The sequence below is a fragment of the Psychrobacter celer genome, from assembly GCF_016107555.1.
Lineage (GTDB): Bacteria > Pseudomonadota > Gammaproteobacteria > Pseudomonadales > Moraxellaceae > Psychrobacter > Psychrobacter celer.
Genome location: NZ_JABASU010000013.1, coordinates 40,810 through 60,547 on the forward strand (window position 1 = coordinate 40,810; position 19,738 = coordinate 60,547).

Below are 19,738 nucleotides of genomic sequence, written 5' to 3' on the forward strand. Positions count from 1 at the left end.
AAAAAAATAGCAGACGCACCGTTTTGGTCGGTTTTATCAGGTCTGGCCTGCCGCGATAATATCCAGCGCGAAAACATCTAGATAGTTATCGTACTGATGTACGGATCGCGTGATAGATGGCTATAGAGCCCGATTAAATCGACAACACTGACAATAAAAATTGAAAAGGAAGATAGTATGACAACTTTAAGTCCAAAAGATGTGGTCATCGTAGATGGCGTACGCTCGGCGATGGGAAGATCTAAAAACGGTATGTTCCGCCATGTTCGTGCTGATAATCTGTCAGCAGAATTGGTACGTGCTTTGGTAGAGCGCAACGATTTTGACACCAACGATGTCGAAGACATCATCTGGGGCTGTGTCAACCAAACCCTAGAGCAAGGCATGAACATCGGTCGCAATATCGGTCTATTGGCAGGTATTCCAAAAACCGCTGGTGGTCAAACGGTCAACCGTCTGTGCGGCTCTTCTATGCAAGCACTTCACACCGCTGCTGCACAAATCATGACTAATCAAGGTGATGTGTTTGTTATTGGCGGCGTTGAACACATGGGTCACGTTGGTATGATGCATGGCATCGATCTAAATCCTGCCGCCTCCAAGCATTATGCAAAAGCGTCAAACATGATGGGTTTGACCGCTGAAATGCTGGGCCGTATGAACAACATCACGCGTGAGGAACAAGATGCGTTTGGTCTTGAATCGCATCGCCGTGCATGGGCTGCGACGACTGAGGGACGCTTTGATAATGAAATCATCGGCATCGAAGGTCATGATGCTGATGGTCGCTTGCAACTATGTACCGTCGATGAAGTGATTCGCCCTGATGCGACCATGGAGCAAATGCAAAAACTGCGCCCAGCCTTTGACCCTAAAGGCGGTACAGTGACTGCTGCGACGTCATCTGCACTCTCTGACGGTGCCTCAGCGATGCTGGTTATGAGCGCGCAAAAAGCCAAAGATCTTGGTCTAAAGCCTCGCGCTCGTATTCGTAGCATGGCTGTCGCTGGTTGTGATGCGGCTATCATGGGCTACGGTCCGGTACCAGCCACCAACAAAGCCTTAAAGCGTGCTGGTATGAGCATCGATGACATGCAGACCATCGAGCTAAACGAAGCCTTTGCCGCACAAGGCCTATCAGTCCTAAAAGCGCTGAACTTGACGGACAAGCAAGACATCGTCAACATCAATGGTGGCGCGATTGCACTGGGTCATCCACTAGGTTGTTCTGGTGCTCGTATCACGGTTACCTTGCTAAACGCTATGGAGCAGTCTGACACCGAGCTTGGCCTTGCAACCATGTGTATCGGCCTTGGCCAAGGTATCGCCACTGTGATTGAACGGGTTTAATTTTTGGATTGGTAGATAATTTGTAACATTTGTCGACCAAATATGTTATAAGAAACCCCTAGCTATGATGGCTAGGGGTTTTTTGTGAATATAATGAGAGGGTTAATGGCGCACGTCGCAAAGTGTGTGCAAGTAATGATGAGGGTTCAATAAAGCGTATCTCCATTGACGCATTTAGAAAACTGTGACTAAATAAGAGTGACCAAGACACTATTAATATCAATTTATAATATTTATTTAATGCTCATTTAATATTCGTTCTAAAATATTTTTAGTTGCAACTGTCAGTCGTACAAGGAGTGTACTATGTCTACCATGATTACCGACCGCACTTACCGAATCGCTCGTGAAAACACCCAAGCGATGCTGATCGATGTCCAAGAGCGCCTTACCCCGCATATCTATGATCATGAAAATATCGTCAAAAAAACCGTGACACTGATTAAGGGGTTGCAGGCGCTTGATATCCCTATCATGCTCAACGAGCAGTATAAAAAAGGCCTTGGCGATACCTTGCCTGAGATTCGTGAGGTGCTTGCAGATAACAATGCTAAAAGCTTTGAAAAAGTGACCTTTAGTGCGTGTGATAACGATGAGTCGTGGCACCATTTGGCGCAGCAAAACCGCAGTATTGTGTTGCTGTTTGGGGCAGAGGCGCATGTATGCGTCATGCAAACGGCGCTTGATTTGTTAGACAACGGTATGCAGCCGGTCATCATCGGTGATGCGGTCGGTTCGAGATTTCCGTATGACAAAAAACAAGCCATTCGCCGTATTCGCCGCGCAGGTGGAGTGATCAGCACGGTTGAGTCTATCTTGTTTGAGCTGTGCCGCAGTAGTCAAGATCCGGCGTTTAAAACCATTAGCAATTTGATCAAATAGCCTCTTGACCAAATTGCTTTGTTTGTGCTGCCGCAAGTGTGTGGGTCAGATATAAAAATAGCGCTTGATGACTATAGTCAATTTGATATAAAAACGATACCGTGAGATGAAACGTTGTTTTTCGTAGCCTCTGTCGGCGTAGGCACAGCACGCAAGAAAAACAACGTTTCATTGAGCGACTTGATAGCCATGTATCTGATTTATTTGAACTCGACTATATCAGCGCTATTTTTACGTCTAGGGTCGGGTTTTGTACTAAAATGAGCGCTACATTTGCTGATTGCTTAAGAGAGAGACATGCCATCCAACCATTCAATCCATCCGACAACTTTAAATGACAATGCCTTTGCTGATAATATCGATATTGATGATGTGACGCATTTTTTATTAGAATTAGATGCGCTAAAGCGCGTCAATCGGCGCAGCTATGTCACCCAGACCACCCGCCGCGAAAACTCAGCTGAGCACTCTTGGCATTTGGCGATGGCGTGTTGGTCGATTGCTGAGCTGTTTGCGCTAGACGTCAATCACGAGCAGCTGCTCAAGATGGCACTGGTTCATGATTTGGGTGAGATTGATGCTGGTGATACTTTTTTATACGACAATACGCGTCATACGGCGCATATCGAGGAGCGTCAAGGCATGGCGCGCTTGCAAGCGGAGCGTGGCAATGGCATTGCTAACTTAGCAGCGGTCTGGGAAGCACAGGAGACAGGCGATAGCGAAGAAGCGCAGCTGCTACGGGTGGTGGATCGCTTATTGCCGTTTTTGCTCAACCTCAATACCAATGGACAAACGTGGATTGAGTTGGGGGTGACGCGCTCGCAGGTGGCTGGCGCGCATGCCTTTATCAAAGACAGCTTTCCGCCTATTCATGATTGGCTGTCACAGCGTATCGATTATGCGACCAAGCAAGGCTGGCTAATCGATGCGTGACCAATAAAATCGTTAGCTTGGTACGGCTAACGCTGGCCGCGGCACCTATCGGCAGCGGCGCAAAACTGGCACACGCTGCCAAAAAACAAATCGGCGTGCTGCGACCCTTCAATGCTACCCAAGATCATTCCAGTAGCACTGTGCTTATTTTAGAGTGATCAACTATGGTCACATAGATAGCCATTAAAAAACAGACAGATTATCTAGCGTTAGCCATACCCAATAGCTGTCCCATTTTTACCACACTATTGGCTTGCAGACTGTCTTGCCAGTCGGCTTTGGCGGTTTTCGGTAATACGACTATCGCAGTGGAGCCGAGATAAAAACGTCCAAGCTCATCGCCTTTTTCAAGCTTCATATCGTGCTCGGTCTCTTGAATATCGTCGGTACGGCTGATTTTGCCAGTGGCGACTGTCTCGATACCAGCGACGATCATCGCACCGACCATCACGACCGCAGCTTTGCCGTAGGCGGTATCAAACAGGCACACCAAACGCTCATTGCGCGCAAACAAGTCAGGTATGTTGGCAGCCGTGGTGTTGTTGACAGAAAACAGCGTGCCCGGCACATAGCGGGTTTTGGTCAAGGTACCAGCAAATGGCATATGCACGCGGTGATAATTGCTGGGTGCCAGATAGACTGTGGCAAAACTGCCATCGGCAAAATAATGCCCATCTTCGCTATCAGCCAGCAGTTGGCCGATATCATAGTAGCGCCCTTTGGCTTGCAAAAGCCTATGATCGTCAATCTGACCGAGCTGCGAGATGATGCCGTCAGCTGGGCTGACAATCCCATGCGGCGTGGCGTCGATAGGGCGCGCGTCTGCTTTTAACTCACGAGTAAAAAAGTCATTAAAGCTCTCATAAGCACCTAAGTTTTGGCGCTCATACTCATCCAAGCTGATATGATAGGCTTTTGCAAAGCTACGAATAAAGGTGCGCTTGACATAGGGGTGGCGACTGGCAGCCAAACGGCCAGCGACTTTACTGAGCTTTTGTTGCGGGACAAGCTGCTGCAAGGTGGTGAATACATTCATAATACGGCGACCAAAATAAAGGTGAGAGAGTAATAAATAGGCAAATAAATGATGATATTTTATCATGGACAGCCTAAGTTTGTATGAGCATAATTGGTAAGGGAGCATAAATGAAAGCATTGATACAGCGGGTACATGGTGCGAGCGTCAGCGTCGATGGGGATTGTGTCGGGCGTATCGAGCGCGGCGTGCTGGCATATATCGGTTTGGGGCCTGAAGACGACCTACAAACGGCCAAGCGAATGATTGATAAAATCCTTGGCTATCGTATTTTTGAAAACGACGATGACCCTACCAAATATGGCAAACTGGACAAAAATGTCCAGCAAGTCGCTGGCGGGCTGCTGCTGATATCACAGTTCACCCTGATGGCGAAGACCGACAAAGGCCGGCGTCCTGATTTTGGCGGTGCCATGCCACCAGAGGCGGCGCGCGTGCTGTTTGCTCAGCTAGTCGACTATGCCAACAGTCAGCACCCTCAGGTAGCGACGGGTCAGTTTGGCGCAGACATGCAGGTTGCGAGTATCAATGATGGACCACTGAATTTTATATTAGACGTGAGCTAAAACATCAAATGTGAATCATGATGGTGAGTGCCATCTGTTTAAGGGAAGTGGCTTGGTCTATAGCAGCCGCTTAAATGACAAATGTCATCAAACTGTCACAATTACCGCGTTTAATAGGCAAGCAGTGGCGAGTGATTATCGCTCTTTTTTATACGTCTGTTTTGTCCCTTATCACTGAGAATACCTTATGTATAATGAGCAAGTTTTGATTGTTGAAGACGAACCTGCAATCCGCGAGATGGTCGTAATGACGCTAGAGATGGCCGGTTTTGATAGCTTGCAGGCAACGGACGTATCAGAGGCGCACCAACAAGTGGTCGACCATCGGCCAGCGCTGATTTTGCTAGATTGGATGCTGCCTGGGGACAAAAGCGGCATTGATTTTTGTCGTATGCTCAAAAGTGATGAGCTACTCGCTGAGATACCCGTCATCATGCTGACAGCCAAAAGCGAAGAGGACAGCAAGGTGCACGGTCTGGATGCGGGTGCAGATGATTATATGACCAAGCCTTTTTCGACGCGCGAGCTGATCTCAAGGATCAAAGCGGTGTTGCGCCGTAGCAATGCTTTGAGCGCCGACAAGACTATTGAGATAGGCAAGTTAAGCCTCGACCCCAAAAGCCAGCGAGTCATGGCGTCTGGGCAAATCATCGATGTCGGACCGACCGAATATCGGTTGTTGGCGTTTTTTATGAGCCATCCCGAGCGTGCCTATACGCGCACCCAGCTGCTTGATCAAGTGTGGGGCGGCAATGTCTATATCGAAGACAGAACCATCGATGTGCATATCAAACGCCTACGCAAACTGCTGCGCCCTCATGACTGCGATAAGCTGATACAAACGGTGCGCGGTACTGGTTATCGCTTCTCAAGCGTTGTTGAGGCCAAATGATCGGCGCTCATACTGTCAAAATAGCCGCCGCAATTCTGTTGCCAGTCCAGCTATAATCACCATAATTATCAGTAAGTGATTATCAGTAAGGGCCAATTAGCAGATAGGGATAATCATCATAATGATAACGAGATGACAAGTAGGGCAAAAAAATAGGTCACGAAAAATGGATGAGTAACATAATGTCAAAGCAATGTACGGAACAAGATATCTCAGAGCCGATAGCGCTACAAAACACCACCGATCAATTAAAAAAAATAAGAAGTGCGCTGCGGGCGCTGCGCGATGCGGTGATTTTACTCAATGACAGTGATGGTCTGGAGTGGTGGAATCAGGCCGCTGAAGATTTACTATTATTGCAGGCAGCAGATAAAGGCCGATGTATTTTTGACTTTATTGACGCATCTGAGTTTCGTCAGTACTATCAAGCGCCGACGCTGGCTGACGAAGGCGTACATATAAAGTCATGGCGCGCGCCTGAGCGCTATTTAAAGTGTGAGCTGACCCCATTTGCCGACGAAAAGCTATTGATCATCTACGATGTGACGCGTCTGCATCATCTAGAAGAGATGCGCCGCGACTTTGTGGCCAACGTTTCGCATGAGCTGCGTACGCCGCTGACCGTGATGATGGGGTATTTAGAGAACTTTTCGGATCAGCCAGACATGCCGCCGCACTGGAAGCGCGGCTTTGAGCTGATGACCCAGCAGACAGCGCGCATGAATAGAATCGTCAATGATTTATTGCTGCTATCGCGTATCGAAATCGAAGAGACTCATGAGCTGCATTATATCGATATGATCAAGCTGCTGACTCATATCTATGATGATGCACAGGCCTACAATCAAGAGTACGGTCATAGCATCCATCTACAGATAGATACCTATGATGGGCTGTACGGCTCAGAGATATATCTGACCAGTGCCTTATCCAACCTGGTAATCAATGCGATTAAATACACGCCAAAAGGTGGCGATATCACCGTCAGCTGGACCAAAACAGCAGAGGGTTGCCGTTTCGCCGTCGAGGACAATGGCATCGGTATTGCGCCGCAGCACATTGCCCGCCTGACAGAGCGTTTTTATCGTATCGACAAGGGTCGTAGCCGTGCCACAGGTGGCACAGGTTTAGGGCTGGCTATCGTCAAACACGTCTTATATCAGCATGAAACCAACCTACAAATCAAGTCGGTAGAAGGCAGCGGCTCGACATTTAGTGCGGTGTTTCCGCCAAATTACGTGCGCTCTGCGGCCATTAGCTGAGGTTTGATGGCTATTAATATAATATTTGATGGCTATTAGCCAATGTCAGATGGATACGCAAGCAATTGTCGTGCTTATCATGACAGGCTACCGGGCAGGCTCGGATTTTTGCAAAAGCGGGTAGGGGTTGACCGCATTGCCTTGGATATAAATCCCATAATGTACGTGCGGCGGTGTGCCCTTGGCGTTGCCGCTATCGCCGACATAGCCGATGATATCACCCGCATCGACCCAGTCATTGGGGGCGATATCGGCATACTCCTCTAAGTGCGCATAGTAGTGGCCAGCGCCGCCAGGACCGACGATGACCACCACACGCCCGCCTAGGGTGTTTTCGCCAACCTTACTGACGATGCCTGCTGTCGTCGTTTGTATCGGTGTACCTCGCGCGGCAAATATATCGATCCCTTCGTGTGTGCGGCCTTGACTGCGCGCTGCGCCCCACGTGTCGCTTAGGTTTTGCTGAGGCAGTGGCGAGGGCAGGCTGTTTTCTGTTGGCAGATCTTGCTGCAATAAGCTGAGCTGTTGCCATTTGGCGATGACAAAGGATTGGGTTTGCTGGCTGATGCTGGGCCATAATCTGTCTAATACAAACAATAACATCAACAATACTGCTGCTCTAATCAGCAGCTTGAGCAGGCGGCGAAAAAACCTAGGCCGCGGTGGTGGATTGGGCCTTGGTGGTGGCTTGTTGCCATCGGCGATCATAGCGATCCTTTGTCAGTATGGTCATAGATATTATAAGAGACCTGCGCTAGCAGGTTTGTATCGCATTGTTATATCTGCTTGTTATCTTTGGCTTTTAGCCCCATAAACAACAAGGCAGTCTATGGGATACCGTGCGTTGTTTGCGCTGGATAAAACAGACTGTTATCGATTATGGATACCCAACGTGCTACAGCGAGCTTTATGACTGATTGCCTCAATATGCCAAGTCTGACTGATACTGCTTTGGTTATCGATACCGAAACCGATCAAGGCCGTGACCCAAGACCGATTCAGGTTGCTACCATCAACGTAGCGACGGGGTTTGAGTGGATGAAGTACTTTAATAGTGGCCGTGCCATCTCACCGGTGGTCATCAAAGTACACGGTATCACCGACGATGATGTGGCGGGTCTTGAGCGTTTTGATCTACAAGCGTTTGATTTGCCCACCTACCTCATCGGCCATAATGTGCGCTTTGACTGGCGCGTGATAGGCCGTCCGACTACCAAGCTGATCTGTACGGTGCGGCTCGCCCGTGTGGCCTTCCCAGAGTGGCGCTACTACAGTCAGTCTAAATGTATCGAGCAATTGCTGGGTAAGTCTGCAGCGAGTGAGCTGACCTGCGCCGCCCATGATGCGCTGGGTGACGCCCGTATGTGTTATTTGCTGTATCAAGCATGCTGCACGCGTCTACAAATCGCGCCGACAGACTTTGCCGCGGCTCATGCCATCGCCAATCAAGCCAATCCTGCCAGTAGGATGCCATTTGGCAAATATAAAGGCCGACTTATCACCGAAGTGCCCATTGGCTATATCAAGTGGATGCTAGGTAATATCCATAATTTGCAGCCGTCGCTGTACTCTGCTCTACGCCAACGTGTCAAAGCAGAAGATGCGCAAAAAGATTGACGCATGCCTTAAAAAGCCATGCCCTAACACTGCTGCTCCAACCAGTCCACCGCCATTTGCCATAGTGCTGGGGCTTTTTCATGGGTGCGGCGACTAAAATAGCGCATATGACCGATATGACTTAAACCAAAATCTTGCGGGGTATAAAAACGCTTTTTGGCAGGCATCTTGGTAAACACACGTATCATGTCGTCTATATTGTCGCTGTTGGCGATATCATCGTCGCTAAACCCTAGCCACAAAGCGGGCATGCTAAGCTCATCGTAAAAATGAGTATGTATGCTGTGACCAAAGGCGGTTTTGATATAGCCTGCGCCATTGCACCACTCGCGCCACTGCCGAGCAACGCCGCGTGGTAATGGCTCGCCCATACCGATTTTATCCGCTGGTGTATAGCCTAATACCAAGTTACTAAGTGGAATAAAAGCATCCATAAAACCCATGGCCTTGAGCTTATAGGGCATGTCCATGTTTTTGATTTGCCCTGACGAGCAGGCGACATTGAATACAGACTGTACGGTCCGATAGTTTGGCATCAAGCCAATCAGCTGACCGCCGGCACTGTGACCGATGATGTGATATGTGGTATCGGCAAACTCATCTTGCAGGGCATCAAGCACGGCTGGCAGGTCATGACGCCCCCAACTGATCAATGAGGCGTCACATTTGGGCAGCTCAGTGCTTAACGACTCGCCGATACCTTCGTTGTCAAAGGTCAATACACCAAAACCGCACGTGGCCAAATAAGTGGCAAAGTGGTGATAAAACTGACGTTTAATACCAGTGGCAGGCGCTATCATGACTGCCGCTTTTGTTGTATGTTGCGGGCGATATACTGTCGCGGCTAGCGGCTGATTGCGTTCAGTCATGATACTCAGGGCATCGGTTTTTATGACATGGCTGTCTGTTGGTAGGGAGTTTTTCGGTTCTTCCATGAGTTGGCCTTATGGTCTGATCTATAGTGTGGGGGCTGGTGTTTTATGATTGTGGCGGCTACAAGGTTTGGGCAGCTCTGCTGGCTCTAACGGCGTGATGGTCAGTCCGTTATGAGACTCTGATGCGCGGCTTTGATGATATCAATCTCATGTAACAGCACCGCTTATGTTAAGATAAATGAGGGTAGGTGAGGCGGGCAATGATGACTTGTAAGTTCTATACGCTATGACTGGAGCGGCGCTTTGTCACATTTTTATCGTCATCAGTCAACTGAGCACTCACCTAAAAACAATAATATAAAAATTAAGGAAGCACTATGCAAATGAAAATCAATAACGACACTTATGAAGTCATCACCAGTCAAGATATCACCAATATCGAAAAAGCCGTCGATAAATCCTCACTGACCATGCCGCTGGTTGCGGTGTATTGCGGCTCGCGCCTAGGTAATCATGAGGTGTATGAGCAAGCCGCTCGCGAGCTGGGACTTGCGCTGGCAAAAAACGGCATGGGTCTGGTCTATGGCGGTGCTAGCATCGGGCTGATGGGGGCGGTGGCGGATGAGGTCGTCAACGGCGGCGCTCAAGCGGTCGGTGTGATTCCAACCTTTATGCTCAAACACGAAATCGCTCACAATCAGTTGACGCGCCTACATTTGACCGACACCATGCATACGCGCAAAACCGTCATGGCAGAGTATGCCGATGCTTTTATCACCTTACCAGGTGGGCTTGGCACGCTCGAGGAGATCATGGAGATTGCCACGTGGCGTCAGCTTTATCAGCACGAAAAACCCATGATTATTCTGAATATCAATGGGTTTTATGACCGGATGATAGAGCACTTGGCCTATACCGCTGAGCAAGGATTTATGAAGCAAGAAGATTTGGCGCGTCTGGTGGTGTGTAATACCATCGGTGAAGCGATTGAAATGCTAAAGACGGTGGTCACCATCGACGATGCTGTCGATACCGAAAAGATGGCGGGCAGCGAAAGCTAAAGTGTGCAAAGTCTCACAGATTGCCAAACTCAGAGATTAAGGCTCTTAGAGAGCAAGACGCTCAGAGGCCAAAAAGCGCAGACCATCTAATAGCGGTGGTCTGCGCTTTTTTTTATTGAATTATTGAGTAGGAGTTTTGCCTCGTCTGCGCTGTGAGCGGGATAGAAGCAAAAATAAGCCAAGATAAGCGATGCCTCATAAGCTAGACGGTATGGCCTCACGGATACCATGGTTTACTCCCGCCATGGCCACTGGAAAACCGCGCTGCTCAGCCAGCTCGCGAGCCACACTATCGATGGTCAAGCTATCGTTGTGCGTCAGATATGGCCATTTATGAGCATAGCGGTGACGGTTTGCGGGCGTATCTGTTGTCACTAAACCCAGCTCAGCCAGCTCATTGACGATTTGATCCGCTGCAATCAAGGTCGAGGAGGCTTTGACGTTTTCTGCACGGGCATAGCGGATATCGGCGTACAAACTGACGTCAGCGACGCGCAAAGTATCGTCTTCTCCAGGAATTTGCTGCCCACCATACAGGGCATTGCCAACGCTACGAGCACTATGAAAGGTCGGTACAAACTGCGCCACATACTCGATGGCTTGTTGGCTACGCGCTTGTAGCGGCGCTTTGTCCCAGCCATCCTCGATGTAGTGTACGTACTGCTGTGGTAGCTTGGGCTGGGCGCTGTCAGTATTCGACGCCACCAACCCATCATCAAACAAAGTAATGGCATGACTCATGCCATGAATCTGAAAATAACCATCAGGATAAGGCGTCAGCTGCGCCATCCCCTCAGGGGTGCCGCGATTGCCATAGACGATGATCTCGGGTATCTGACCACCAGCTTCGCCCCAGTGGGTGATATAGGAGGACTTAAATTCGACCATACGGGTGACGGCGACACCGACCATATCATCGATGATGCCCGTACGAAATCCGCACGCATTGATCAGGTAGTCGACCTCGATAGCGTCTTCTTGCACCGCCTCTGTCGAGCTGCTTGCTGATTGGTAGTCGATGCGCCATTTGGTCACATGGTGATCGGCGTTTGTACAGTTTTCACAATCGACAGGCATGACCTGTGTCACCGTCGTATCGGTAAACACATGAGCGTGCTCATACTCTGCCAATGCCAGCTGTGCTGACGCGGCGAGGCGAAAGATATTCCAGCCGTACTCTTGGACGACGATAAGCGGGAACTTGACTTTGTTTAAATCCAGATACTTGGCAACTGGTATCATCCACTCATCGAAGGTGCGAGGAATGGCGACTTGCTCACGCTCGGCCAGCGCCAGCAACTGCTCATGGTTATAGAGCTGATAGTAGTCCTCAGGCTCGCCCAAGACTTTATTGTTTGGGTCCTGCGCGATCAGCTCGCGATAGGCGTCTGTCAAAATATCAAGGCGTGGTAACAAATCCTCAGGCAGGCCCTCATCGCGTGTCGGGACGGCAAACACGGTGGGGCGCACATCGATGGTATAAGGGTATAAGCGCAAAATATCGATACACTGCTTGAGTAAGGCGACGCAGTCTTCGTCAGGGATTTCGCGATACAAGTTGCCGCCGGCATGCAAGTGGCACATTGGTGGGCCGTCGATGAGAGATTGTTTTTTTTCAAACACATACGTCTCAAGCCCCAATGCAGCCAGGCGAATGGCAATCGTCGCGCCTGCCGTGCCGCCGCCTAAGATACCCACACGCTTTGCCGGTCGCGGCATGTCCGCCGTCTTCGCCGATGTTTCATCAGTGGCTGTATTGGCTGGTATGCCGCTATGGCTAGAGTTGGTGTTGTGATAAACGGATTGCGTCATTGTCGTTGTCATATCCTTAATAGCCTGAGCCGCGCTTAGGCTGCACTTATTAATTATAGGGTCGGTCGCTTTTGATATGCGTGCGCCTATCGCCAACTTCAACATCTTATCGTCATTGTTAGTCAATGCTGATCATTCGTATAAAGCTGTTTTAATATAGGGGGTATTTTACGAAAGTTGAGGCGAGCATAAGATGACAAATACGTAAGTACATGCATGAGTTTTGTCAGTAGAGCCGAGAGCAAGACAACCCAGAGCCTGTATAAAGCGATAAGGCGCCGTGGTATAAAAGGTAGGCAGTCTAGTGGTTTTAGAATAAAAATTAGCTCAAACGATAAAGGGTGACCGCTGCAAGTAGCGTTGACTTTTGTAAAATAATCCGGCTTTTGTAACAGTACACATTAAGAAAAATGCCGCGTTTTTAGCCTGCGCTACATAGTGAACAAACCTTAAAACAGCGATAGCGCTACCGGTACTCACTTTTTTGATTTGACAGCAATGTGTCTTACTTTTATCCACATTTTTAAAATAAAGATATGCCCTAGTCAAGAACAGCCATGATGGTGGCTGCTTTTTGTGTTGGCTTATGACGGTTAGGGTGATGGTGATTAAGATGATGGTCGTATAAAAGACGGACGTGACAAGGGCGCTCTATATATCTGCGAGCGCTTCAGCTGGTGCGGTTTTTACCGCAGGCTCGGTGGTGGCAGGTTTTCTATATAAGAGGAAAAAGTCTGAATGTGACTCATCTGGGGTCAGTCTACGCGCGGCTACCAGCTTGGCATACTTGTCTGGGTTGATGATGAGCCTATAGGTCTTAAACAGCAACTCTTGTGAGCTAAAGCCTTTTTTGTACTCGTATAAAGAATCCAGCGCCCCGCCCACACCGCCGCCTAAGTGGAGAATTTGATAGTTATTTTCTCTACCCCAACTGCGGGCGGTATGAGTAATTAGCTTGGAGGGCTGCAGATGAGAGTAGGCACCGCACGTGCCGCCGAGGTGAAACTGCATGATGCCAGACTCTCGGCAGAGGGTATAAATAGCAGACGCAATCGGCGTATCATCTTGATAGGCGGTGATGAGTAGTATCCGGTCTTGTAGGTTTTCTAGCAGATTAAAAAAGTAATCGTCATCAAAAAAATAGTATTGATCGGCCTGCACATGCGCCATGGTTTCTTTATAAATGGTAGAAAACACCAGCGCACTGGCTTTGGTCAACCGCTCAATTTTGGTCACGACATTATGCTTGATGGCTTTTTTGATGCCTCGGCGATGACGGTTTTGCGTCTCGCTCCAGTGCGCGGCCTCAGACTGACTCAGATCAGACATCAGCGTAAGGCCATGAGTCAAAGCCTTACCAACCGTCGGTATCCAGTCTTTATTGATAATAGGGTGCAGGCGCATAAATAACGACACGCAGCCTTTAGCAAAAAGCCGCTCCTTCACTGCTTGCAGCATATAATCTGCCTCCGCATCACTAAGCGACTTGTCCATCAGTGGGCCACCATAGCCGTAAGTGGTGGTTGCATCCCAGTATGCTGAGTCTATTTTGCGGATGATAATGGGCAAAAAAAGTTGTTTGTTTTTATAGGTGGCCATCAGTCCCATCGGCGTGCCTTTATCGACTATCGCCGAAGCCGCCACCCAGCCTGATAAATGATATATATCAAAATGACAGTGTTTTATCTTTTCGTCCCACTGTTGATCGATATTAAGAAAATCTATCTGTACGGTATCCATCCTTCTGCTCCCTCAGAGGTTTGTCTATATATTCATAAATACGTATATAAGAATATATCAACAAACCAAGGGGTAAACAAGAAGAGAAAGGATTTTATGTAATATATTGAATATAAAAGTATGAGCACAGGTTTTTAATTTAGCAGGGAGCGGCGTAGAAGGGCCAGCACGGCTCTAGTGTGAGTAAAAGATGCCGCGCAAAGTTGGGACACGCTCTTGCATCAAATGCCAAAAACCGTTAAAATCGCGGTTTGATTTTCCCGCTGGGGAAAGGCTAAGTGAACAGAGGCGTGGTGTTGGGTGCTGGAATAAGCCAGTGATGCAGTTGCCACTCTTAGACATGTCCTTAGTGCCTCAGTTACGTATGCCAGCATGTGTTTGATTGCTCATCAAGCCGCCTGATACATACATCGGACATAGAGAGATTATTATGCGTAAAGATATCCATCCTACCTACCAAGAAGTTTTGTTTCACGACACCAACGCTGATGTGTTTTTCTTGACTCGTTCAACGGTCAGCACAAAAGCCACTCGTGAGTACGAAGGTAAAGAATATCCATACTTCCCACTTGATATCTCAAGTGCATCGCACCCATTCTATACAGGCGAGCAGCGTAAAACCTCTACTGAAGGCCGTGTTGCTAGCTTTAACAAACGCTTTGGTGCATTCGGTGGCCGTAGCAAAAAAGCGGCTGACTCTGCTGAGTAATATGCGCTTATCGCGTCATGTTATATGGCGCAGTATAAAAAAAACCGCTGAATAATCAGCGGTTTTTTTATGTCAAATCAGCCAGCATCTGTTAGCGCTCAAGGAGCTGTGCGATTAGCGCCGCCAACTGCTGCGCCCACAAGCCATAAGTCAAGCTGCTGGGGTGAAAGCCATCACTGGCAAACATCGCCGCGCTATCAATGGGGCCGCTGCCGCTGTGCATTTCGGCCATCATCGCAAAGTCAGCGGCCATGTAGTGTACACCGCCCTGAGCCTGACACACGTTTTGCAATACCTTATCGAGTGCCATGGCTTTGGCACCGATAAAGGCGTTGAGCGGCGCGGGTAGTGCTGGCATTTGCGCCATCGGTGGTAGGCTTGAGAAAACAATCTTGCGCGCGCCAAATTTGCGCTGAGCAATGGTGATGATCTGCTCGAGTTGCTGTTGCCACTGGTCGGGGGAGACGTTCGCTGTGGTGTCATTGACCCCGACGCTCAAAACCATGAGATCAACAGGCTCGCTGGGCGCAGACAGCACATACAATCGCCGCAAAATATCAAAGCTGGTGTGCCCCGTCGTCGCCTGCAACGACCAGACGATCTCAGCAAACTGGCTATGAATAATTGGCTGTTGCTGCAGAATGGGGATTAGCTTGCCTGCCAGCGCTTCTTGCTGTGTCAACGTCCCGACCCCTGCTGCTGCGGAGTCGCCGACGATCATCAACTGTAGCACAGGCTTCGATGCTTGGGCGAGCGTCTTAGTCGCTGATACTAGAGTGACCCGGCCGCATCTCTCACCGGTAGGCTCAGGGAGGCGTACCGTATCACGTTTGACCTTGGTACCTTGATACAGATAAATTGGCGCAAGCAGCATATCTTTTTTGGATAAATTTAGAGAACCTACCATCCTGCACGCTCCCGAATGGTGGTCAGGCTGTCGTTGATCAACAGCTTACCGTCGACATACACATCGCATAGTAGGTTGTCAGCAGTCGATAAGTCGTCAAGTTTGATGGTTTTTGGTTGGCCTTGGGTCTGATTGATCAACGCCAAGCGGCCTTTTTTTGAGCGTTTTGAGCGGCTGGTCACAGGGTCCTTATAGATATCCTTCCAAACGCCATCGATACAAATGGCGCTGGCTTTCATCGCCCAGCTCATGGTGTCGCGGTTGACTCGCTGCAATAATCCACCGCCCATCCCAAAGGTGATGTTATCCGCGCTAAACCCAGCCTTTAGCACCACATCGATGATGCTGCCCAAAGTGTTTGGGCTGATACCATCACCTTGGATGAGACGCACATAATCTGGCAATACCTTATAGCCTTTACTATTGATGGTGGTGCCAAATTTCACAGCCAAGCGCTCTAAAGCTTCGCGTACCACTTTGGCAGGCTCGCCGCTGTCTGGTCTGATGACCAGCGTGCCGCCCATGTTTTGGACTTCGTCTTTGAGACGGCCGCCCCAGATATTATCTATGGCGTTCCATAAGTCGTAGCTGTCACAGACCACAGAGACACTTTTGCCCGCGCCGCCAAACTGCGTAAGCATATTGGCAAAGGCGGCTGTCTCGCCGTCGCGGCCCCAAGCGGTCATGGTACTGTGCTCGGCGGCCGGAATCGAAAACGCTGGCATGTCTTTATCCATCCGATACCAACGGCTGGCGGCGACCAGCGCCGTCATCGAGTCGGTCCCTGCAAAGTTTACTAAATGTGCCAAACTGCCTAAAGCGACTGATTCTTGGCTAGAGGCACCGCGCGCGCCAAAATCATGCAGCCGAAACGTAAGCGAGTCGCTATTGTCGGCAGACTTTTCTAGGGCCTGACGAATGATGCTTTTACAGTAATGCGAGACGCTAGCGACGGTGGAGGGGTACCAAATAGCGCGTAGCAGTGCGGTCTCGATATAGCTTGGTAGCCAGTAAAACTCAGGATCGGTATTGATGACTTGGCAGACGACGTTTGAGACAGGGACGATGCTGCCTTCAGGGATGGCCTCGATACGTAGTGGCAGGTAGCCACCGTGTTTATCGACCAAACGCTCCCAGCCTGCACGGTTAAACGTCAAGCCATGCGCTTGAATGACCATTTCGGCTTCATCGATATCTTGATGGGTAATAGGGGTGCTGAGGTACTCTTTGATAAAAGCTTGCAGACCAAAAAACACCACGTCGTAGTCGCCTTTACGCGCCTCAATGTAGCTCGACAGATACTCACTACCGCTTGGGTATTGCACCCAATGTGAGGTCTTGTAGCTGTCGCTATTTAAGATTAAGTTACTCAGATTGCCAGTGTACATCACAGAACTCCTCTGCGTTGAGATGCCGCGGCTGCCTTGTTATATGGCAGCTGCGGCGGTGAGCCGTTACCGTCTATCGGTGCCGGCATGAAAACGTTACTTAGCCTGCTTTTAACACAATAATCATAAAGACTCAGCGCACTGTTTGCCTACTGTTTGCCTATTATAGCCCTACCATTTTGGTAATGATCGCATAGTGGTCTTCAAACATCATGGTGGCGTCCAGCTCAGCCAGCGGTAGCCAAAAAGCCTTGGCCGCATCGTCGCCGCCTTTGACTTTGGGCAAGCCTTTTGGGTCGTTTTTTAGCTGAAAGTAAAACGCTTGGGTAATCGTACGACCGCGCGCGGAGCGGTACGGATCGTCAAAGGTATGCTGACTATGGCAAGAGCCGCGTAATACTGGCTCAGGGACTTTGAGCCGTGTCTCCTCGCGTAGCTCACGGATACAGGCATCAAACAAGGTCTCTTTTGGGTTCACAAACCCACCGGGCAACGCCCAAAGCCCACGTCCTGGCATGCTGCGGCGTTCTACCAATAAGATATGGCCTGATTGTACAATCAGCGCATCAGCAGTCATAAAGGTGGGCGGATAGGGCGCAGCCTGCCATTGTCTTTTATATTTATCGATAAAATCGGCTTCTTCGTGCAGCTGTTGATAGTCTTCAGTTTTTTTGAAATCATCGAGCACTTGACGGGTGGACTCAGGCGTACGCTCAGGTGTTGGCGTCGCCCCCATCAGATAGCTGTCGCGGATAGGTGTGGCTGATAGGTTGTGATAATTGGGAACGGAGACAGAATCCCAGTTGGGAAACAATGATAGATAATACGACGAGCTGTCTTTTGAGTGGCCTATCAGGCCGATATCACTTTGCAAATCACCTGTGACAGATTTGACACCGGCTTGTACGTATTGAAGCCAGCGCGTGTCATTATATAGTGCATCATCTAACCCCACGCAGTGGATGCGCGCGGCATCAGCAGATGAGTACGCGCCCTTAATCATCGCGGCACGCTCAGCGACGCTAAAAGGATTGCGTAGGCTGCGTGGTAGGTTGGCTGAGCCAATCAGCATAATCACTTCATCAGCGCGTTGTAGCGCCTCGTCGACGACTGCTTTATGCCCTCGATGAAAAGGCTGAAAACGTCCGATAAAGACCAGATAACGATAGTGTCTGCGCTTATCTGTTTGCTGCTCTACTGAATCACCCATATGTGCCACTGTCCTGCCATTGATATGTCATTAATAAAAATAAAGGCTAAAAACCATGCTGCCAATACTGACACAGCAGCAGTGCCACTGACAAGTGCAAAGATGTTTTATACAGTGTATGGGTTTGCTGATTTACCAAAAAAGGATCGAGCAGACGCTAACGCCTTTACGGTGGTGATCATCTGGCGCTATAACGATCAAGTCATCTGGCGTGCTGTTCGATCCAAGCGGCGACCGTTGGCCAAATCTCTGTCGCTGCATGACGGCTAATCATAATGCGGCTATGAGTATAATCGTCTAAATCACCACGGCTGCGCGCATACTCTCGAAAGACATTGGTAGCGTTATTATTAGTAGAGGTGGGGGCAGAAGAAGGGCTGCTATTAGTAGCGCGGTTAAAGGCATCAAAAAACTGCCGACAGCCAGCGGTTGGGGAGATGAAGTTATCACCCTTGGCACTGATGGCATAGATAGGCATCGTAACCATCGGCATGTGCTGTCGATAATCAAAAGGGGCATTGTCGGCAAACTGTTTGCGGCTGCTATTAAAGTTTTGTTGCAAGTTCCAATCAAACCACTGGTTCATGGTGTGATAGCTTTCGTTGATCGGCCCCAGTTTGAGCTTTTTGGCAGGGATATAACCGACCGCTTTTGTCACAAGCTTGGCGGCAAGTATCTTGGCGTAGCTGATAGGGCTGGCGGCCGCCCCAAACGCTTGACAGGCAAACATAGTGGCGCTGTTGATTTTATCGATATAATCTGGATATTGAATCAAAAACATCGTTAGGCCCACGCCGCCGCCGCTATGGGTGACGCAGTGCAGATTATTGAGTTGTAATTCATCAAAAAAGTAGCGAAAAGTCGCCTCATAATCATAGGTTGCGACGGTCTCAAAATCAAACGCTTCTTTAGGCGCTGGGCTGTCGCCATGACCGCGCCACTCCATGATGTAGCACTGATGGCCTAGACCGGCCAGATGCTCGGCGATTTTTAGACAGGTTTGTTTGTCTGAAAAGGTGCCATGGGTCAAAAATATATTTTGTGCCTTGACGCTTGTGTCAGGGGTGCAAGGTGCGCCAGCCGTTGCATCTGCGTGTTGTTTGATACTGTTTGCTACCCGCCAAACGGCTATTTGCTCGTCGTCCTTGGTCGTCACAAGATGCCGCGTCCGTGTCATCATAAAGCGCTCTTTTACCCTCAGTTTTTATCACAATATCCCTATAACTGCCGCTTAGTTATACCATAATTGATGAGTCTTTGATGGCCGTTTTGTGACCAACCTAGCCAAATGAGTATATGAATGAAGCAAATTGAGCGATAAATAATAAAGGTGTCAGAAATAAGGCGCTAGGAATTAAGGCATCAGGAATTTCAGGGATTAGAGCATTAGAGGTCAAAGCGTCAAGCGTTGAGAAACAACCTCGGAGGTGCTGCTTGATAAATATGAGAGTCGTCTTTATATAAAGGAGAGCATATCAACGATCAGACACAGGGC

General features: G+C 49.2%; 19 protein-coding genes. 10 read left to right on the forward strand and 9 right to left on the reverse strand.

Going from position 1 to position 19,738, the window contains the following annotated elements:
- The first annotated feature begins 177 nt into the window (after positions 1-177).
- The 4 genes from fadA to JFC05_RS07615 all read left to right on the forward strand — a co-directional run bounded on the left by fadA (position 178) and on the right by JFC05_RS07615 (position 3,326).
- On the forward strand, positions 178-1,350 hold the full coding sequence (fadA, locus tag JFC05_RS07600) for an acetyl-CoA C-acyltransferase FadA (RefSeq protein ID WP_198336437.1): 1,173 nt from the start codon (positions 178-180) through the stop codon (positions 1,348-1,350).
- A 306-nt stretch (positions 1,351-1,656) separates the two neighbouring features.
- The gene (locus JFC05_RS07605) at positions 1,657-2,232 is read left to right on the forward strand and encodes an isochorismatase family protein (RefSeq protein WP_192992908.1); all 576 of its coding nucleotides are present in this window, start codon (positions 1,657-1,659) and stop codon (positions 2,230-2,232) included.
- 297 nt (positions 2,233-2,529) lie between these two features.
- The gene (locus tag JFC05_RS07610; protein ID WP_198336438.1) at positions 2,530-3,168 is read left to right on the forward strand and encodes an HD domain-containing protein; all 639 of its coding nucleotides are present in this window, start codon (positions 2,530-2,532) and stop codon (positions 3,166-3,168) included.
- Entirely contained in the window at positions 3,165-3,326 is a 162-nt protein-coding gene (locus JFC05_RS07615; protein ID WP_198336439.1) for a hypothetical protein, read from the forward strand. Before JFC05_RS07610 ends, JFC05_RS07615 begins: the two co-directional genes overlap by 4 nt.
- 41 nt (positions 3,327-3,367) lie before the next feature.
- Here JFC05_RS07615 and asd read toward each other — a convergent pair whose 3' ends face one another.
- The gene (gene asd / locus JFC05_RS07620; protein ID WP_198336440.1) at positions 3,368-4,204 is read right to left on the reverse strand and encodes an archaetidylserine decarboxylase; all 837 of its coding nucleotides are present in this window, start codon (positions 4,202-4,204) and stop codon (positions 3,368-3,370) included.
- 110 nt (positions 4,205-4,314) lie between these two features.
- On the opposite strand from asd, the gene dtd reads away from it, so the two are divergent.
- From dtd to phoR, 3 genes are all read left to right on the forward strand, one after another.
- Positions 4,315-4,770: a D-aminoacyl-tRNA deacylase gene (dtd, locus tag JFC05_RS07625; RefSeq protein ID WP_198336441.1), complete on the forward strand. Its 456-nt coding sequence runs from the start codon at positions 4,315-4,317 to the stop codon at positions 4,768-4,770.
- Positions 4,771-4,957: 187 nt separating this feature from the next.
- Positions 4,958-5,662: a phosphate regulon transcriptional regulator PhoB gene (phoB, locus tag JFC05_RS07630; protein ID WP_198336442.1), complete on the forward strand. Its 705-nt coding sequence runs from the start codon at positions 4,958-4,960 to the stop codon at positions 5,660-5,662.
- 182 nt (positions 5,663-5,844) lie between these two features.
- Positions 5,845-6,924, forward strand: a complete 1,080-nt coding sequence (phoR, locus tag JFC05_RS07635) for a phosphate regulon sensor histidine kinase PhoR (RefSeq protein WP_105244216.1) — start codon at positions 5,845-5,847, stop codon at positions 6,922-6,924.
- Positions 6,925-7,011: 87 nt separating this feature from the next.
- Here phoR and JFC05_RS07640 read toward each other — a convergent pair whose 3' ends face one another.
- Complete coding sequence (locus JFC05_RS07640) at positions 7,012-7,632, reverse strand: M23 family metallopeptidase (RefSeq protein WP_227697465.1); 621 nt, start codon at positions 7,630-7,632, stop codon at positions 7,012-7,014.
- 171 nt (positions 7,633-7,803) lie between these two features.
- Between JFC05_RS07640 and JFC05_RS07645 the strand changes: the two genes are divergently transcribed.
- Positions 7,804-8,541 (forward strand): putative quorum-sensing-regulated virulence factor, encoded by a 738-nt coding sequence (locus tag JFC05_RS07645; RefSeq protein ID WP_227697466.1) that lies wholly within the window; start codon positions 7,804-7,806, stop codon positions 8,539-8,541.
- Between the two features lie 23 nt (positions 8,542-8,564).
- Here the strand turns inward: JFC05_RS07645 and JFC05_RS07650 are convergent, their stop codons facing one another.
- Complete coding sequence (locus JFC05_RS07650) at positions 8,565-9,476, reverse strand: alpha/beta hydrolase family protein (protein WP_198336443.1); 912 nt, start codon at positions 9,474-9,476, stop codon at positions 8,565-8,567.
- 317 nt (positions 9,477-9,793) lie between these two features.
- On the opposite strand from JFC05_RS07650, the gene JFC05_RS07655 reads away from it, so the two are divergent.
- Positions 9,794-10,477: an LOG family protein gene (locus JFC05_RS07655; RefSeq protein WP_100749016.1), complete on the forward strand. Its 684-nt coding sequence runs from the start codon at positions 9,794-9,796 to the stop codon at positions 10,475-10,477.
- Positions 10,478-10,672: 195 nt separating this feature from the next.
- Here JFC05_RS07655 and JFC05_RS07660 read toward each other — a convergent pair whose 3' ends face one another.
- The gene (locus JFC05_RS07660; RefSeq protein ID WP_198336464.1) at positions 10,673-12,196 is read right to left on the reverse strand and encodes an FAD-dependent oxidoreductase; all 1,524 of its coding nucleotides are present in this window, start codon (positions 12,194-12,196) and stop codon (positions 10,673-10,675) included.
- A gap of 744 nt (positions 12,197-12,940) precedes the next feature.
- Positions 12,941-14,029, reverse strand: coding sequence for a GNAT family N-acetyltransferase (locus JFC05_RS07665; RefSeq protein ID WP_198336444.1), 1,089 nt, complete (start codon positions 14,027-14,029; stop codon positions 12,941-12,943).
- A gap of 430 nt (positions 14,030-14,459) precedes the next feature.
- Here JFC05_RS07665 and JFC05_RS07670 point away from each other — a divergent pair, with 430 nt between their 5' ends.
- Positions 14,460-14,738 (forward strand): type B 50S ribosomal protein L31, encoded by a 279-nt coding sequence (locus tag JFC05_RS07670; RefSeq protein WP_198336445.1) that lies wholly within the window; start codon positions 14,460-14,462, stop codon positions 14,736-14,738.
- Positions 14,739-14,829: 91 nt separating this feature from the next.
- Here JFC05_RS07670 and JFC05_RS07675 read toward each other — a convergent pair whose 3' ends face one another.
- The 4 genes from JFC05_RS07675 to JFC05_RS07690 all read right to left on the reverse strand — a co-directional run bounded on the left by JFC05_RS07675 (position 14,830) and on the right by JFC05_RS07690 (position 19,423).
- Positions 14,830-15,645 carry an SGNH/GDSL hydrolase family protein gene (locus JFC05_RS07675; protein ID WP_198336446.1) on the reverse strand — a complete coding sequence of 272 codons (816 nt, stop codon included), beginning with the start codon at positions 15,643-15,645 and terminating at the stop codon, positions 14,830-14,832.
- Positions 15,639-17,033 (reverse strand): nicotinate phosphoribosyltransferase, encoded by a 1,395-nt coding sequence (locus tag JFC05_RS07680; RefSeq protein WP_198336447.1) that lies wholly within the window; start codon positions 17,031-17,033, stop codon positions 15,639-15,641. The genes JFC05_RS07675 and JFC05_RS07680 overlap by 7 nt, the downstream gene beginning before the upstream one ends.
- Positions 17,034-17,196: 163 nt before the next feature.
- The gene (locus JFC05_RS07685; protein ID WP_192994724.1) at positions 17,197-18,243 is read right to left on the reverse strand and encodes a bifunctional nicotinamide-nucleotide adenylyltransferase/Nudix hydroxylase; all 1,047 of its coding nucleotides are present in this window, start codon (positions 18,241-18,243) and stop codon (positions 17,197-17,199) included.
- Between the two features lie 202 nt (positions 18,244-18,445).
- Positions 18,446-19,423: an alpha/beta fold hydrolase gene (locus JFC05_RS07690; RefSeq protein ID WP_198336448.1), complete on the reverse strand. Its 978-nt coding sequence runs from the start codon at positions 19,421-19,423 to the stop codon at positions 18,446-18,448.
- Positions 19,424-19,738: the final 315 nt, after the last annotated feature.

Coding starts and splice junctions, on each gene's coding strand:
- JFC05_RS07610 (WP_198336438.1), top strand. CDS start 2,530: ATGCCATCCAACCATTCAATCCATCCGACAACTTTAAATGACAATGCC.
- fadA (WP_198336437.1), top strand. CDS start 178: ATGACAACTTTAAGTCCAAAAGATGTGGTCATCGTAGATGGCGTACGC.
- JFC05_RS07670 (WP_198336445.1), top strand. CDS start 14,460: ATGCGTAAAGATATCCATCCTACCTACCAAGAAGTTTTGTTTCACGAC.
- JFC05_RS07675 (WP_198336446.1), bottom strand. CDS start 15,645: ATGGTAGGTTCTCTAAATTTATCCAAAAAAGATATGCTGCTTGCGCCA.
- JFC05_RS07655 (WP_100749016.1), top strand. CDS start 9,794: ATGCAAATGAAAATCAATAACGACACTTATGAAGTCATCACCAGTCAA.
- JFC05_RS07685 (WP_192994724.1), bottom strand. CDS start 18,243: ATGGGTGATTCAGTAGAGCAGCAAACAGATAAGCGCAGACACTATCGT.
- JFC05_RS07690 (WP_198336448.1), bottom strand. CDS start 19,423: ATGATGACACGGACGCGGCATCTTGTGACGACCAAGGACGACGAGCAA.
- JFC05_RS07645 (WP_227697466.1), top strand. CDS start 7,804: ATGGATACCCAACGTGCTACAGCGAGCTTTATGACTGATTGCCTCAAT.
- JFC05_RS07665 (WP_198336444.1), bottom strand. CDS start 14,029: ATGGATACCGTACAGATAGATTTTCTTAATATCGATCAACAGTGGGAC.
- phoR (WP_105244216.1), top strand. CDS start 5,845: ATGTCAAAGCAATGTACGGAACAAGATATCTCAGAGCCGATAGCGCTA.
- JFC05_RS07650 (WP_198336443.1), bottom strand. CDS start 9,476: ATGGAAGAACCGAAAAACTCCCTACCAACAGACAGCCATGTCATAAAA.
- dtd (WP_198336441.1), top strand. CDS start 4,315: ATGAAAGCATTGATACAGCGGGTACATGGTGCGAGCGTCAGCGTCGAT.
- JFC05_RS07605 (WP_192992908.1), top strand. CDS start 1,657: ATGTCTACCATGATTACCGACCGCACTTACCGAATCGCTCGTGAAAAC.
- asd (WP_198336440.1), bottom strand. CDS start 4,204: ATGAATGTATTCACCACCTTGCAGCAGCTTGTCCCGCAACAAAAGCTC.
- JFC05_RS07660 (WP_198336464.1), bottom strand. CDS start 12,196: ATGCCGCGACCGGCAAAGCGTGTGGGTATCTTAGGCGGCGGCACGGCA.
- JFC05_RS07640 (WP_227697465.1), bottom strand. CDS start 7,632: ATGATCGCCGATGGCAACAAGCCACCACCAAGGCCCAATCCACCACCG.
- phoB (WP_198336442.1), top strand. CDS start 4,958: ATGTATAATGAGCAAGTTTTGATTGTTGAAGACGAACCTGCAATCCGC.
- JFC05_RS07680 (WP_198336447.1), bottom strand. CDS start 17,033: ATGTACACTGGCAATCTGAGTAACTTAATCTTAAATAGCGACAGCTAC.